This window comes from Aeromonas sp. S18(2024) (genome assembly GCF_041402525.1).
In the GTDB taxonomy this organism is placed as follows: Bacteria; Pseudomonadota; Gammaproteobacteria; order Enterobacterales; family Aeromonadaceae; genus Aeromonas; species Aeromonas enteropelogenes.
Map to the genome: position 1 here is coordinate 126,881 of NZ_JBGLQV010000007.1, position 15,059 is coordinate 141,939.

Consider the following 15,059-nt stretch of genomic DNA (forward strand, 5'->3'; position numbering starts at 1 on the left):
GCATGCAGATCATTGCCCATCGTGGGGCCAGCGGCCTGGCGCCCGAAAACACCCTCAAGGCGATCGCCCTGGCGCTGGCACAGGGAGCAGAGGCCATCGAAATCGACGTACAGGTCGCTGACGGCGAATTGTGGGTCTTCCATGACCGGCGGCTGGAACGCTGTACCAATGGCGAGGGAGTACTGAGCGAGCAATCCTGCGCCTATCTGCAGAGTCTGGATGCAGGCGACGGCGAGCCCATCCCGACCCTGTGGCAGGTGATGAGCCTGATCAGAGGCCGCTGCGAGCTTCATATCGAGCTCAAGGGGGCCAATACCGCCAAGCCCGTCGCGGCATTGACCAGAAAGGCAGAGGCCGAGCTTGGTTTTACCACTGCCCAGTGGATTGTCTCCTCCTTTCATCACCCCGAGCTGGCCAGGTTTGGCGGCCTGCGGCCCGAGATCCGCCTCGGCGCCCTCACTGCCAACCTGCCCCTCAACCAGGCACTGTTTGCCGAGCGTCTGGGGGCATGGTCCATCAACTGCGATGTGGATTTTGTCGACGAGATGCTGATTGAGGATGCCCACCAACGGGGGCTCAAGGTGCTGGTCTATACCGTGGATCATATCGCCGATCAGCAGCGGCTGGCGCAGTGGGGCGTCGACGGTATTTTCACCAATCGTCCGGATCGCTTCCTCCCATCCGGCCACCCTGACCCTGTAGATGGCTAAGACGCCCGATCAGCACTAACTTTAGAAAGCTGATCGGGATACAAAAAGTTCAAACTCGGCCGATAAGAGTTGGCTCACAACAATAACAACGCAATACACCTACTTCAGACTGACGCTCACAAGGATGTAATTATGAACTTGTCGATCAAAAACAAACTCGTCCTCGCCATCGGGGTCATCATTCTGGTGATCACCGGTCTGCAGGTCTGGTACAACACCTCGCAACTGCGCAGCGAGACTCAACGACTGATCTGGAACTTCATCGACGAAAGTTCTGCTGCCAACGTCAAGGGGATCTCCCGCTGGCTCGACGCCAGGGTGAACATGGTCAGCTCCACCAAAGAAGCCTTTGCCAAGGAAGACGAGCCCATCAGCCATCTCGCCCAATCCATGAATGCAGGCGGCTTCGATCTGGTTTATGTGGGCACCACAGATGGCCGGATGATCCAGAGCAAACCGACCGACTTGCCAGCCGGTTACGATCCCCGCAAGCGCCCCTGGTATCAGGACGCCACGACTGCGGGCAAGATGACCATCACCTCTCCCTATGCCGACATCACCACGGGCCAGCTCATCATCACCATCGCCGAGCCATTCCAGCGCGGCAACACCCAGGGGGTGATCGCCGGTGACGTCTCCATCAGCGGTCTGGTCTCCGACATTCTGGCGGTCAACACCGAGGGCACCTACGCCGTGCTGATCGACAGCAATGGCACCATCATCGCCCACCCTGACACCTCGCTGACCCTGAAACCGGCCACCGAGCTCTCCCCCGAGCTGACGGCTGCCGGCGTCAACCGGATTGCCAATGACGGCACCATCTCCGAGATGGATATCAGCGGCAAGCTGAGCGTGTTCGACCTGAACCTTATCCCCAACACCAACTGGTACTACGGCATAGTGGTGGATGATGCGGTGGCCTATCAGTCAGTCAGACGCATGGTCACCTCGGCCCTGTTGCAAGGCTTGATCACCATCATCATAGTGGCCGGCTTCTCCTACGTGGCCATCCACGGCTCCCTGGCACCGCTGAAAACCCTGGGTGAGGCCATTGCCGATCTCTCCCGTGGCAATGGCGATCTGACCCGCCGCATCAAGATCGAGCGGGACGACGAGGTGGGAACTGTAGCCAAACACGTCAACACCTTCATCGATCGGATCCACACCATGGTGCAGGATATCTCCAACTCCTCCACCCAGCTCAACCAGCAGGCCAAGTCCTCCCACAACATGGCCGAGAAATCGAGTCAGGGGCTGGCGCGCCAGCAGAACGAGATCTCCCAGATTGCCACCGCCGTGCACGAAATGTCCGCCACCGCAGTGGAAGTGGCCAGCAATGCCGAACAGACCGCCGAGGCGGCGCGCTCCTCCTCCAGCAGCTGCGAGCACGGCAAGCAGGTCATCGCCCGCAACCAGCGCTCCATCACGGATCTGGCAACCCAGGTCGAGCAGGCCTCCAACATCATTCAGGAACTGGAGAAGAACGCCCAGGAGATCAACACCATCCTCTCCACTATTCAGGGCATCGCCGAGCAGACCAATCTGCTGGCTCTGAACGCCGCCATCGAGGCTGCCCGTGCCGGTGAGCAGGGTCGTGGTTTCGCTGTGGTAGCCGACGAGGTGCGGGTGCTGTCACAACGCACCCACAGCTCCACCGTCGAGATCCGCAACATGATCGAAACCCTGCAACGCAACACCCAGGGCGCGGTCAGCACCATGCACGAGGGCCAGCTGCTGGCGCAAAACAGCGTAGATGATGCCAACAACGCCACCCAGGCGCTCGAGCAGATCACCCTCTCGATCAACCAGATCTCCGACATGGCAACCCAGATCTCCAGCGCTGCCGAAGAGCAGCGGGCCGTGACCGACGAGGTCAGTCGCAACATTCAGGCGGTGAAAGATGTCTCTGACGAACTGGCGGTAGACGCCGACAGCTCGCGTCATCTCTCGGAACAACTGAAAAATATTTCGGGTGAACTGAACAATCAGGTGGGTATGTTCCGCATCTGAATGCGCTAAAAAGGGGGCCACACCGGCCCCCTTGCATTTCATAATAGCCCTTATTTTTCAGTGATTAATCCAATACCAGCCAGATTTACCTCTCCCCCTTCCCTTCCCGATTCCCGGGACGGTACCACACCCGGTCACCTCGCCACACACCCACAACATAAATTAGATTTACTAATCCAAAACTGTGACTGGTAATAATTCTCAATAAACATTTTTAATAAAAAACTTAAAAACTTTTTTGCGGATACCCAAAAAGAGAGGTAATTCTCATTTTGTTGAAAGAAAACTACGTACAATCCGGTAGTTAAAGTTTTCGCGGCTGTGTGTTCGATTGCTCAGTAACACTGAAAACCGGCGATAATTGCAACATTTTCATCCAGGGAACAGGGTGTTTGATAGAAAAATCACTAGTAAAAATGGAATAAAACCAAGCTGTTTGACTTGTATCAAACTTGAATTTTTTTCATAGAGCAAAATCGTGCCCAGCAAATCTATCCCTAAGGAGGCAGATGTGGATATTATCAAGACCGATGTTGCCATCATCGGTGCCGGTGGTGGTGGCCTGCGTGCCGCAATCGCCATTGCTGAAGCCCACCCGGAACTGGAGATCGCGCTGATCTCCAAGGTTTATCCGATGCGCAGCCATACCGTTGCTGCCGAAGGTGGTGCCGCCGGCGTCGTCCGTGATGATGACTCCCTGGAAAACCATTTCAACGATACCGTCTCTGGCGGTGACTGGCTGTGTGAACAGGACGTGGTGGAATACTTCGTCGAAAACGCCACCAACGAAATGATCCAGCTGGAACACTGGGGCTGCCCCTGGAGCCGCAAGCCGGATGGCAAGGCCAACGTCCGTCGTTTCGGCGGGATGAAGATCCCGCGCACCTGGTTTGCCGCTGACAAATCCGGTTTCCACATTCTGCACACCCTGTTCCAGACCTCCATCAAGTACCCGAGCATCAAGCGTTTCGACGAGCATTTTTGCCTTGATCTGATCGTGGAAGATGGCCGCGTCCAGGGCGTGCTGACCTTCGATATCCAGAACGGCATCACCCGTTTCATCCAGGCCAAGTCCGTGGTACTGGCTACCGGCGGTGCCGGTCGTGTTTACCGCTACAACACCAACGGCGGCATCGTCACCGGTGACGGCATGGCACTGGCCTATCGTCACGGCGTACCGCTGCGCGACATGGAGTTCGTCCAGTATCACCCGACCGGTCTGCCTGGCACCGGCATCCTGATGACCGAAGGTTGTCGTGGTGAAGGCGGCATCCTGCTGAACAAGGATGGCTACCGCTACCTGCAAGACTACGGCCTGGGCCCGGAAACTCCGGTCGGCCAGCCGAAGAACAAGCACATGGAGCTGGGTCCCCGTGACCGTCTCTCCCAGGCATTCTGGCAAGAGCAGCAAAAAGGCCGCGTGATCCAGGGCCCGATGGGCGACGTGGTTCACCTCGACCTGCGCCACCTCGGCGAGAAGTACCTGAAAGAGCGTCTGCCCTTCATCTGCGAACTGGCCAAGGCCTACGTGGGTGTGGATCCGGTCAAGGAACCGATCCCGGTACGTCCGACCGCCCACTACACCATGGGTGGTATCGAAACTGACGGCAAGTGCGCCACCCGTCTGGCCGGCCTCTACGCCGCCGGTGAGTGTGCCTCCGTCGGTCTGCACGGTGCCAACCGTCTGGGTTCCAACTCCCTGTCCGAGATCGTGGTATTCGGTAAAGTGGCCGGTGAACAGGCTGCCGAATTTGCCGCTACCCAGCCGCACGGCAACACCCAGGCACTGGTCGCCAAGGCCGAGGTGCTCATCAAGCAGCACCTCTCCCTGCTCGATATCGACGGCACCGAAAACCCGGCCGATATCCGCAACGAGCTGGGCATGTCCATGGAAGCCGGTGTCGGTATCTACCGTACCGAAGAGCTGATGCAGGGCACCATCGACAAGATCAACGAGCTGAAAGCCCGTTACAAGAAGATCAAGATCAACGACAAGTCCTCTGTCTTCAACACCGACCTGCTGTACGCCATCGAACTGGGCTACATGCTGGACGTGGCCGAAGCCATGGCGCACTCCGCCATCAACCGTAAAGAGTCCCGTGGTTCCCACCAGCGTCTGGACGGTTATGAGGAGCGTGATGACGTGAACTTCCTCAAGCACACTCTCTCCTTCTACAACGATGAAGGGGCCCCGACCATCGATTACTCCGATGTGAAGATCACTAAATCCCAACCGGCGAAACGCGTGTACGGTTCCGAGGGTGAGAAACAAGACGAGGCTAAGAAGAATGGCTGAGATGATCGAAATTGAAATCCTGCGCTACCGTCCCGAGCAGGATAACGAGCCCTGGATGCAGACCTTCCAGGTGCCTTACCTCAAAGAGATGTCCCTGCTGGATGCCCTGCAGTACATCAAGGATCACCTGGACTCGACCCTGAGCTTCCGCTGGTCCTGCCGGATGGCGATCTGCGGCTCCTGCGGCATGATGGTCAACGGCGTGCCCAAGCTGGGTTGCAAGACCTTCCTGCGCGACTACCTGCCGGGCAAGATGACTATCGAGCCGCTCAACAACTTCCCGATCGAGCGCGATCTGGTGGTCGACATGTCCGACTTCATCGAGAAGCTGGAGAGCATCAAGCCCTACATCATCCCGAGCGAGCCGCGCAGCCTGTGCGATGGCGAGTACACCCAGACTCCGGCTGACATGGCGAAGTATCACCAGTTCTCCATGTGCATCAACTGCGGTCTGTGCTACGCAGCCTGCCCGCAATATGGCATCAACAAGAAGTTCACCGGTCCGGCGGCACTGGCTCTGGCCTATCGCTACAACGCCGACAACCGCGACAGCGCGTCCAAAGAACGGATGAAGATCCTGAGCCAGGACGAAGGTGTCTGGGGTTGTACCTTCGTGGGCTACTGCTCCGAAGTGTGCCCGAAAGGCGTGGATCCGGCCGCTGCCATCCAGCTTGGCAAGGTCGAGAGCGCCAAGGACTACATGATCGCCATGTTCAAGCCAGATTGAGATCAGGAATGAGACCATGAACAACACCCAAAGCAAACGTAAGCCTTACGTCCGCGAAATGAAGAAAGACTGGTGGCTGAAGAATGCCTTCTACACCGGTTACATGATCCGCGAGGGTACCAGTATCTTCGTCTCCATCTATGCCGTCGTGCTGATGTGGGGTCTGATGCGTCTGGTACAGGGTCAGGAAGCGTTCAACGGCTGGCTGGAATCCCTGCAAAGCCCGATCGCCATCCTGTTCCATGTGATTGCCCTGGCGGCCTGCCTGTTCCATGCCAAGACCTGGTTTGCCCTGGCGCCGAAAGCCATGCGCATCTTCCGGGGTGAAGACCTGGTGCCGGAGAAACCGATCGTTCTGGCCCAGTATGTGGCGCTGGCGGTGGTATCCCTGCTTGTCCTGATCATCGTGGCTTGAGGAGAAAACAATGAGACGTTCTGACGAACCAATTTACTGGGGTCTGTTTGGTGCAGGCGGCATGGTCGTCGCCATGCTGCTGCCGGTCATTGTCCTCATTACCGGTCTGCTGGTGCCCATGGGCATCATGGACGTGGAGACCATGAGCTACGATCGCGTGCACGCCTTCGCCAGCTCCTGGTGGGGTGCCTGCATCCTGCTGGTGATCATAGCCCTGCCCATCTGGCACGGCATGCACCGTATCTACCATGGTCTGCATGACCTGGGGATCCACACCACCAAGCTGCACCACTATGTGTTCTATGGCTTCGCCTTCCTGGTGTCCGCCATCACCATCGGTCTGCTGATGGTACTGGTATTCCAGTAATCACCACCGACTTGCATGACCAAACCGGGCCTCGCGCCCGGTTTTTTATTTCCCGCCATCCGGCGCCCCTGTCATACCACCCGCATAACACTGCCATTCAAAAATCCATGTAAAAACCGGATTTTTATCCATCAAAGCAACGATCACCATCACATAAAACCACAACAAACACCAAAGACAGTGCGCCAGTTTGACCGCCATCAATTTACTGATAATTGCATCATTCATACTGCGAGCGATTAAATATTTATTCAGATGGAGCTAAATCATGACTGACAAATCACGCTCGGTAACGATAGGCAGTTACCTGGCACTGGCGTTCGCCATCGTCTTCTTTTCGGGACTGTTGCAGTCCAACCAGTGGTACGGAGTGTTCGACTTCACCACGCTGAACGGTTCGTTCGGCACCATGGTACAGAGCGTCAGCGAGAACGGCGACGGCCTCAAGACCGCCATGACCGACATGCGCGGCAAGGGGGGCAATGGCGCCCGCGACGGCTTCCTGTTTGCCCTGACCCTGATCCCCACCGTGATGTTCGCCCTCGGCATGATCAATGTGCTGGAACACTACGGCGCCCTGGATGCCGCCCGCAAGCTGCTGACCCCGCTGCTGCGCCCGTTGATGGGGATCCCGGGCAACACGGGTCTGGCGCTGATCGCTTCCCTGCAGAGTACCGATGCCGGCGCCGCCATGACCCGCCAGCTCAAGGATGAAGGGCTCATCAGCAAGCGCGAGACCGATGTCTTCACCATGTTCCAGTTCTCTGCCGGTGCCACCATAGTCAACTTCTTCTCCTCCGGCGCCGTGCTGTTCACCCTGACCCTGGCCGATGGCAGCCCCGCAGTCAGCTCCTCCATCGGTCTCGCCGTGGTGGTAATGTTTGCCTTCAAATTTGTCGGTGCCAACCTGTTTCGGGTCTACCTCAACCTGACCGAAGGCAAAAACAGCGACAACACCCAGCACGCCACGACCCCCAGCACCCAGGAGCAAGCCAAATGAGCCAGGCCAACGTCAAGAAACCCATCGTCACCGATATCTTCGTCGAAGGGGCCAAGAAGGGATGGGTCATCGCCACCACCTCCACCGTGCCCAACGTGCTGATGGCCTTCGTCATCATCAAGGCGCTGCAGATCACCGGTGCCCTGGACGCCATGGGGGCCATCTTCTCCCCCATCATGGCGGTGTTCGGTCTGCCCGGTGAGGCAGCTGCCGTGCTGATCGGCGCCTGGATGTCCATGGGCGGCGCGGTCGGCGTGGTTATCACCCTGTTCGATCAGGGGATCCTCAACGGTACCCACATCGCCATTCTGGCCCCCGCCATCTACCTGATGGGCTCCCAGGTGCAATACATGGGCCGCATCCTCGGCTGCATCGGCACCGAAGGGCGCTACATCCCCATCATGGTCGCCATCTCAGTGCTCAACGCCTTCGGCGCCATGCTGGTGATGAACATCCTTCTCTGACCCTTTTCGTACAACCACACAAGTGGAGCAACCGATGACTTTTTCTCTGGATGAATACCTGGCCGAATTGGCCCCTCTCATCAACCTGGATTGCGGCTCATTGCACCAGCCTGGCATAACCGCAGTGGCTGATCTGATGGCCGCCAAATACGAGGTCATGGGTGGCTGGCACATCAAGCGGGTCGACTGCGGGGTAGCCGGGGTGGGACTGGAAATTCGCAACCAGCCTGATGCCGAGCAGATCGATGTGATGTTGATTGGCCATATGGACACCGTCTTCCCCCTCGGCACCGCCGCCGCCCGCCCGATGAGCGTCGATGGCGAGCGGGCCTACGGTCCCGGCGTCTCCGACATGAAATCCGGCCTGCTCAACATCGTCCATGCCCTGCGCGCCCTGCCCCGCGAGGTGCGCGACAGCCTGAGCATCTGCGTCTGCATGAACCCGGATGAAGAGATTGGCTCCCTGCACTCCAGCGACTGGCTGGCCTCGGTGGCCAAACAGGCCCGTCAAGTGCTGGTGGCCGAAGCAGCCCGTGCCGACGGCTCCCTGGTCAAGGCGCGCAAGGGGATGGCTCGCTATCGCATCGATTTCACCGGCAAGGCAGCTCACGCAGGCAACGAGCCGCAGAAGGGGCGCAGCGCCATCACCGAGCTGGGTCACTGGATCCTGGCCATCAATGCCCTTACCAACTTCGAGAGCGGCACCACCCTCAACATCGGCATCGTCGAGGGGGGCAATGGCGCCAACATAGTGCCGGCCCACGCCAGCGCCGTGGTGGACGTGCGCTTCTGGGACAACCAGGAGTACAGCCAGGTCAACGACCGGCTGCTGACCCTGGCCGAGCGCCCTCATCTGGAAGGGGTCACCATCAAGCTGACTCGCGAGGCCCACAAGCCGGCCATGGTGCCGTCAGAAGGAACCAAGGCCCTGATGGCCATCGTGGAGGAGTGTGGTCAAGAGCTGGGTCTGCCCATCCGCTGGCAAGAGGTCGGTGGCGGCTCGGATGCCAACCTGACCGCCGCCCTCGGCATTCCGACCCTGGATGGTCTGGGCCCTATCGGCGCCGGTTTCCACAGTGACGAGGAGTATCTGGATCTGGCGAGCATTGCTCCGCGCATCGAGCTGCTGGTGAAGGTACTGACCCGCCTGGCCGCGTGATATCCCCATCCATGACCAAGGCCAGCCGGTTTGCACCGGCTGGCCTTTTTTATATCCGGCGACGCCGTCACTCCAGCGGCGGCAGAAACTTCGCCATCACCTCGCGGGTATGCCCCTCCTCCTCAAAGGCCACCAGCGTCTGATCCAGCTGAGTAATGAGCTCCCGGGCCCGTGGCGATCCCTTGCTCACTATCAGATAGAACCCCTTGCGATTGGGTAGGCGCAGATGGGTCAAGCCGGGCTCGCTCTGGTAGATGCCAAGGCTGAGGCCGCTTAGCAGCGGCTCGACCGAATTTGGCAGAAAATCGCAGCGCCCCCGCGCCAGCAGGTCGAGTGCCTGCTGCAACCGCTTGACCCGCCGCAGCTTCTTGTTGATGCCATAGGGGGCATAGTTGTAGCCGAGCAGTCCGCACATCCGGCCGCGGCTGGCCACCTCCAGATCCGGTGCCTCGGGGAAGCGGCGCTTGAGATAAAAGAGGCCGAGACGGGTGTGATAGAGGGGAACACTGTAGTAAACATGGGCCGCCAGCTCCGGCTTGTAGCTGGCATCCCAGGTCAGCTCGCACAGGCCGTTTTGGTCATAGTCGACCAGTTCCTGCTTGACCCTGGCCCATGGCAGGTAGCGGATCTGGTGAGACAGGCCATTCTGGCGCAGGGCATCGAGCACCAGGGTCGCCGCCGCCCCGGTCAGCCGTTCGGGTTCCGGCACGCCGTTGTGGCGCACCCAATACGTGTAGGGAGGCCATTCACTGCCATTGCCGAGGCAGATCCGCACCGGCGCGTCACTCTCCTGTGCCGAGGCGACCGGCATCAGCATGGCAAGGATCACGCCCGACAGCAGCCAGAATCCCTTCATCCCTCTTCTCCCATGTGCCAATCCCCTGAGTGCAGAGCGTCTTTCCCTCTGCGCTCCCCTCACAGCCCCTGCTCCGGGCGCCATAGCGCCAACAGGGGGGGCGGAATATCGCCATAGGCCAGCGTCGGCGTCTGGTGCCACTGCGCCAGCTTTTGCAGCGCATTTGCCAACTCCCTTGCCAGGGTGCGAGTCACCCTGACCCCGGCCTCCAGATAGAGGTTCTTTATCTCGAAGATCCCCTGCTGGCGATGGGCCTTGGCATCCATCCTGCCCACCAGTTTGCCGCGATGCAGCAGCGGCAGCACGAAGTAGCCGTACTGGCGCTTGTGCGCCGGGGTATAGCACTCGATGCGGTAGTCGAACCCGAACAGCTCGCGGGCCCGCCTGCGATCCCACACCAGAGGATCAAAGGGCGACAAGGCCGTGGTATGGGTCGCCCTGAGGTTGCCCGCCTGCGCCTTGGCCAGCTCGTCAGCCAGCGAGGCGTGGACGAAGGCGCCGTGTTGCCATCCCTCCACCCGCACCGGCAACAGCTCTCCTTCGTCGGCCAGTTGATGGAGCAGGGCATCATATTTGCCGCGCCGCAGCCGATAGTAATCGGCCACCCAGCCGGCCTTGACCAGCCCCAGCGCCCGGCAACTGGCACGCACCATCTCTCGCTGCGCCGTCTCAGGGCTCGGCAGATCCCGCTCGTCGCACCAGCCGGGCATGACCCGCTCTGCCAAATCATAGACCCGCTGGAAGTTGCGCCGCTCGCGCACCATCAGGCGCCCCGCGGTGAAGAGCACCTCGAGATGGCGCTTCTCCGGCTTCCAGTCCCACCAGCCGTTGCCCTTCTCTCCCTGGCGGGCAAAGTCGGCTGCTCGCACCGGCCCCTGCTGGCGGATCTGCTCGAGTAGCCGGTCAATGTCCTGCTGATGAGTAGCGAGCCAGTGGGCAGAAAACTTCCAGCCCATGGCGGCAGGATCCAGCATGCGATGACGCAGCAGCCGGTAATCCTCGCGGGGAATGAAGCAGGCCTCATGAGCCCAGTATTCGAAAATGTCGCCGTCTGCCAGCAGTTGCTCGAGCCAGCCGGGTTCGTACTGTCCGAGCCGGCTGAACAGCACCAGATAGGGGCTGCGAGCCACCACCGAGATGGTGTCTATCTGCAACAACGCCATGCGGCGGATGGTGGCCAGCAGATCCGCCGGGCGCGCCTTGCTGCGGCGCGGGGCGAGCAGGCCCTGGGCTGCCAGTTGCAGATGACGGGCATCCTGCAACGACAGATGGGGAATGGACATGGATCACCGCTCCTTGGTATCAGATCATCAGCATGCCCAACTCATCGCCAAATGAAAATGGCGGGGTCAGGGTTTGGTGAACAGGGCCACATCGGCGTGGGGAAACTCGACCTCTGCCTGCCAGCTGGCCGCCAGGGTGCGAAACGACGCCTTGGCGAAGAAGACGATGTGGGTCGGATCGTGGCGATAGCGCCAGGTTTTGAAGCGCTCGTCACCGAGCACTCGCTGGGTCTGCAACACCAGAATGCCGCCTGGCTTGAGGCAGCGCCACAGCAGATCCAGTGCAACCCGTGGCTCGGCGATGTGTTCGATCACTTCTGTGCTGGTGATAAAGTCATACTGTCTCGTCAACAACTCGGGCTCATCGGCATAGAACTTGTCGTAGCCCGCCATCTCAAAGCCCGCTTCCCGGCCCATGGCGATGAGCGCAGGCCCCGGGCCACAACCAAAATCGAGGCCGCTGGCAGGCGCTGGCACCCGGGCCAGCACCTCGCCAAAGGGCCGCATCAAAAAGGCACGATAACGGGGATCATCCACCCGGTTGTCATGGCCGTCATAGACCGCCTTCTCCCCCTCGGCATCCAGATGATCCGCCGCATCCAGCCAGACCAGCTCGCACCGCTCGCAGCGGTAATAACGCTTGCCCGCCACCGGCAGGGGGTAGGCCTGATGGCTGGCACACAGGGGGCAGCAGGGGGTGGATGACATGACGATACCTCTGGCAAGTGACAGCCGGGCAGATTGCCTGCCCGCCCCGCCGCTGGCAACTGTTTTATCGCCGCCAGGCCACTGCATATCGAGACCAGCAGCCCTTGCCAGCCGTCATGACCGCCATCCGGTCATGGCAACTTTTTGCTCCCCTTAAGGCTTTCTTAAGTTTGCCCTTTTAGGCTCAACTCATCGCAAGAGAAGGAGCATTCCATGACCACAGAGATCCAGGCACCCTACCGCTTGATGCTGGCCGACTCCCCGCAGCAGGTCATGGCGTTGCAGGCCTATATCCAGGCGGCCTACACCCAGGAATTCAACGCCCGCATTCCCCATTTCCTGCCCTGCCTGCTTGGGCTCTACCGTGCCGACGGCGTGCTGGTCGGCGCCTGTGGTCTCAACCTGGCCAGCGCGGGGGCGCTCTATCTGGAGCAATATCTGGAGCACCCCGTAGAGGCGGCCATCGAGACCCGCCTCGGGGTACGCCCGGAGCGCCAGCGCATCATAGAGGTGGGCAATCTGGCCTGCAGCGAGCCGGGCAATGCCCGCCTGATGTTTGCCGCGCTCTGTCGCCTGCTGTGCGACAACGCCCTCGACTACGTGGTGTTCACCGGCACCGCCAAGCTGCGCAACAGCTTTCATCGCCTGCGCCTCGATCCGGTGGAGCTGGCTCCCGCCCAGGCGCATCAGGTGGGAGAAGATGCCGCCGCCTGGGGAGAATACTACCGCTGCCAGCCCAGAGTGATGGTGGGTGACCTCAATCAGGGGCGCGAGGTGCTCGCCCAGAGCAGCCTGCTGCTCAACCTGCTGGCCCCCATGCCCGCCCTGTTCGACGACTCCCGAGAGGCCTGCCGTATGGCTCGTGATAAAAGGTGCGCCCAATGACGCTGTTTGATGCCATCGCCAGCACGGCGAAGCAGAACCCGACACAGCCGGCCCTGATGGATAGCCGGCAGCAGCTGGATTACCGCCAGCTGTGGCAGCAGATCCTGCGCCTGGCCAACGAGTTGCAACAGGCGCAGATCCGGCGCCTGGCCCTACAACTGGACAACGGCCTGCCTTGGGCGCTGATCGATCTGGCCTGCACCCGGGCGGGAATCGTGGTGATCCCCGTCCCCCACTTCTTCAGCCAGGCCCAGCAGGCGTGGTTGCTCGAGAGCAGCGGCGCCGATGCCCTGGTGGGCCCGGCCCATCCTGACTGGCACCCGGCCGCCCCCCTGGCGCTGACGGTGAGCTCCCTCGCCGACGGTACGCCCGGCGAGCTGACCATCCCCCTGTGGCGGCATGTCCCGCTCAACCCGCCGGCCCTGCCCGCAGGCACCGCCAAGATCACCTACACCTCGGGCACCACGGGGCAACCCAAGGGGGTTTGCCTCTCCCTGGCCCGGATGATGGCGGTCTGCCAGTCACTGGCAGAACGGGTCGCCCCGGCCCGGGTGGAGCAGCATCTCACCCTGTTGCCACTGGCGACCCTGCTCGAAAACCTGACCGGCCTCTACGTGCCCCTGCTGACCGGTGCCTGCAGCCGCATCCCGTCACTCGGGGAGATCGGCTTCTCCGGCTCCAGTGCCCTCAACCCAGCCATGCTGGCCCAGGCGCTGCTGCGCTGGCCCAGCCACAGCCTGGTGCTGGTGCCCGAGCTGCTGCGCCTGCTGCTGGTGCTGGCCGGCAACAACCCGGCGCTGCTGCGCCAGTTGCAGGGGCTGCGTTTCATCGCCGTCGGGGGTGGCAAGGTGGCCCCCGAGCTGATCGCTCGCGCCCGCGCCGCCGGCCTGCCAGTCTATGAAGGGTATGGCCTCTCCGAATGCTGCTCCGTGGTGGCGCTCAACAACCCGCAGGCGGACAGGCCCGGCAGCGTCGGTCGCCCCCTGCCTCACTGCCGGGTCACCATCGCCGGAGATGGCGAGATCCTGGTGAGCGGCAACGCCATGCTGGGCTATCTCGGCCATGGGGATGCCGCCCACGATGAGGCCGCCACCATCGCCACCGGCGATCTCGGCTACCTGGATGAGGATGGTTACCTGCACATCACCGGGCGCAAGAAGAGTGTCCAGATCACCGCCTTTGGTCGCAACTTCTCCCCCGAGTGGGTAGAGGCCGAGGCCCAGCTCTGCCCCGCCATCGCCCGCATCGTGGTCTTTGGCGACGGCCAGCCGGCCAACGTGGCGCTGATCCAGCCCCTGCCCGGCAGCGAAGCGGATCTGCCTCGCCAGATCGCGCAGCTGAACAGCCGGCTGCCCGACTACGCCCGCCTGCACCACTGGTTGCCGGTGGCGCTGGATCAGTCCCCCGGGCTGCTGACCGCCAACGGTCGGCCCCGTCGCAACGAGATTTATCAACACTTTTCCCGGCAGATCAGCCAGTGCCTCAGCGAAGGCCTCACAGGAGAATCAGCATGAGCTTCTACCAGACCCTGCAACAAGCCACTTCCCAGGAGCGCGAGCACCTGTTCAATGCGCCCATCATCGAGGCTTGCCGCCGTGGCGACATCCAGCGCGAGACCTACCTCGCCTTCCTGACCGAAGCCTATTACCACGTGCGCCACACGGTTCCCCTGCTGATGGCAACCGGTGGCAAGCTGGGTCAGGAGTACGAGTGGGTGCGCGCGGCCATCAAGGAGTACATAGAGGAGGAGTACGGCCATCAGGAGTGGATCTTAAGCGACATCCGCGCCTGCGGCGGGGATGCCGAGGCGGTGCGCCACGGCCAGCCCGGTCTGCCCATCGAGCTGATGGTGGCCTTCCTCTACGACCAGATCCAGCGGGGCAATCCCATGGGTTTCTTCGGCATGGTGCAGGTGCTGGAAGGAACCAGCGTCGCCATCGCCCTGACGGTGGCGGATCAGATCAAGAGCGGGCTCGGGCTACCTCCCCAGGCGATGAGCTACCTGAGCTCCCATGGTGCCCTGGATCAGGAGCATCTCAAGTTCTTCGAATCCCTGATGAACCGGGTGGAGAACCCTGCCGATCAGGCCGCCATCATCCATGCCGCCCGCGTGGTCTACCGCCTCTATGGCGAGATGCTCTACAACCTGACCGCCCGGGCGTGAACGCCCACAGTGAAG

General features: G+C 61.1%; 16 protein-coding genes. 12 read left to right on the forward strand and 4 right to left on the reverse strand.

The genetic code is table 11. The features are described 5' to 3' along the window. Window positions 1-2: 2 nt before the first annotated feature. From ACB034_RS13465 to frdD, 6 genes are all read left to right on the forward strand, one after another. A complete protein-coding gene (locus tag ACB034_RS13465; protein WP_371173025.1) occupies window positions 3-710 on the forward strand; it encodes a glycerophosphodiester phosphodiesterase in 708 nt (235 codons plus the stop codon). A 132-nt stretch (window positions 711-842) separates the two neighbouring features. After that, window positions 843-2,720 carry a methyl-accepting chemotaxis protein gene (locus ACB034_RS13470; RefSeq protein WP_042025687.1) on the forward strand — a complete coding sequence of 626 codons (1,878 nt, stop codon included), beginning with the start codon at window positions 843-845 and terminating at the stop codon, window positions 2,718-2,720. Between the two features lie 511 nt (window positions 2,721-3,231). After that, entirely contained in the window at window positions 3,232-5,016 is a 1,785-nt protein-coding gene (frdA, locus tag ACB034_RS13475; protein WP_371173026.1) for a fumarate reductase (quinol) flavoprotein subunit, read from the forward strand. Then, the gene (locus ACB034_RS13480) at window positions 5,009-5,743 is read left to right on the forward strand and encodes a succinate dehydrogenase/fumarate reductase iron-sulfur subunit (protein WP_026457017.1); all 735 of its coding nucleotides are present in this window, start codon (window positions 5,009-5,011) and stop codon (window positions 5,741-5,743) included. Before frdA ends, ACB034_RS13480 begins: the two co-directional genes overlap by 8 nt. A 16-nt stretch (window positions 5,744-5,759) precedes the next feature. Continuing rightward, a complete protein-coding gene (locus ACB034_RS13485) occupies window positions 5,760-6,158 on the forward strand; it encodes a fumarate reductase (RefSeq protein WP_026457018.1) in 399 nt (132 codons plus the stop codon). 10 nt (window positions 6,159-6,168) lie between these two features. Then, window positions 6,169-6,525, forward strand: a complete 357-nt coding sequence (frdD, locus tag ACB034_RS13490; protein WP_026457019.1) for a fumarate reductase subunit FrdD — start codon at window positions 6,169-6,171, stop codon at window positions 6,523-6,525. A 45-nt stretch (window positions 6,526-6,570) separates the two neighbouring features. On the opposite strand, the gene ACB034_RS13495 is transcribed toward frdD, so the two are convergent. Then, the gene (locus ACB034_RS13495; protein ID WP_201976848.1) at window positions 6,571-6,753 is read right to left on the reverse strand and encodes a hypothetical protein; all 183 of its coding nucleotides are present in this window, start codon (window positions 6,751-6,753) and stop codon (window positions 6,571-6,573) included. A 40-nt stretch (window positions 6,754-6,793) separates the two neighbouring features. On the opposite strand from ACB034_RS13495, the gene ACB034_RS13500 reads away from it, so the two are divergent. From ACB034_RS13500 to ACB034_RS13510, 3 genes are read left to right on the forward strand one after another with little or no spacing between them, the layout of a single operon-like run. Continuing rightward, window positions 6,794-7,525: a nucleoside recognition domain-containing protein gene (locus ACB034_RS13500; RefSeq protein WP_342017597.1), complete on the forward strand. Its 732-nt coding sequence runs from the start codon at window positions 6,794-6,796 to the stop codon at window positions 7,523-7,525. Next, window positions 7,522-7,989, forward strand: coding sequence for a YjiG family protein (locus tag ACB034_RS13505; protein WP_026457021.1), 468 nt, complete (start codon window positions 7,522-7,524; stop codon window positions 7,987-7,989). The genes ACB034_RS13500 and ACB034_RS13505 overlap by 4 nt, the downstream gene beginning before the upstream one ends. A 34-nt stretch (window positions 7,990-8,023) precedes the next feature. Continuing rightward, window positions 8,024-9,148 carry a M20 family metallopeptidase gene (locus ACB034_RS13510; protein WP_371173027.1) on the forward strand — a complete coding sequence of 375 codons (1,125 nt, stop codon included), beginning with the start codon at window positions 8,024-8,026 and terminating at the stop codon, window positions 9,146-9,148. 67 nt (window positions 9,149-9,215) lie between these two features. On the opposite strand, the gene ACB034_RS13515 is transcribed toward ACB034_RS13510, so the two are convergent. The 3 genes from ACB034_RS13515 to ACB034_RS13525 form a co-directional block, all read right to left on the reverse strand. Then, complete coding sequence (locus ACB034_RS13515) at window positions 9,216-10,004, reverse strand: hypothetical protein (protein ID WP_371143432.1); 789 nt, start codon at window positions 10,002-10,004, stop codon at window positions 9,216-9,218. A gap of 59 nt (window positions 10,005-10,063) precedes the next feature. Next, a complete protein-coding gene (locus ACB034_RS13520) occupies window positions 10,064-11,287 on the reverse strand; it encodes a winged helix-turn-helix domain-containing protein (RefSeq protein WP_371173028.1) in 1,224 nt (407 codons plus the stop codon). Window positions 11,288-11,353: 66 nt separating this feature from the next. Continuing rightward, window positions 11,354-11,995 carry a class I SAM-dependent methyltransferase gene (locus ACB034_RS13525; RefSeq protein ID WP_371173029.1) on the reverse strand — a complete coding sequence of 214 codons (642 nt, stop codon included), beginning with the start codon at window positions 11,993-11,995 and terminating at the stop codon, window positions 11,354-11,356. A gap of 213 nt (window positions 11,996-12,208) precedes the next feature. Here ACB034_RS13525 and ACB034_RS13530 point away from each other — a divergent pair, with 213 nt between their 5' ends. Genes ACB034_RS13530 through ACB034_RS13540 form a run of 3 tightly spaced genes read left to right on the forward strand, consistent with a single transcriptional unit; the run spans window position 12,209 to window position 15,044 of the window. Continuing rightward, window positions 12,209-12,880: a thermostable hemolysin gene (locus tag ACB034_RS13530; protein WP_061475613.1), complete on the forward strand. Its 672-nt coding sequence runs from the start codon at window positions 12,209-12,211 to the stop codon at window positions 12,878-12,880. Beyond that, complete coding sequence (locus ACB034_RS13535; protein ID WP_371173030.1) at window positions 12,877-14,394, forward strand: AMP-dependent synthetase/ligase; 1,518 nt, start codon at window positions 12,877-12,879, stop codon at window positions 14,392-14,394. The genes ACB034_RS13530 and ACB034_RS13535 overlap by 4 nt, the downstream gene beginning before the upstream one ends. Continuing rightward, the gene (locus ACB034_RS13540) at window positions 14,391-15,044 is read left to right on the forward strand and encodes a TenA family transcriptional regulator (RefSeq protein ID WP_026457851.1); all 654 of its coding nucleotides are present in this window, start codon (window positions 14,391-14,393) and stop codon (window positions 15,042-15,044) included. The genes ACB034_RS13535 and ACB034_RS13540 overlap by 4 nt, the downstream gene beginning before the upstream one ends. Window positions 15,045-15,059 lie beyond the last annotated feature (15 nt).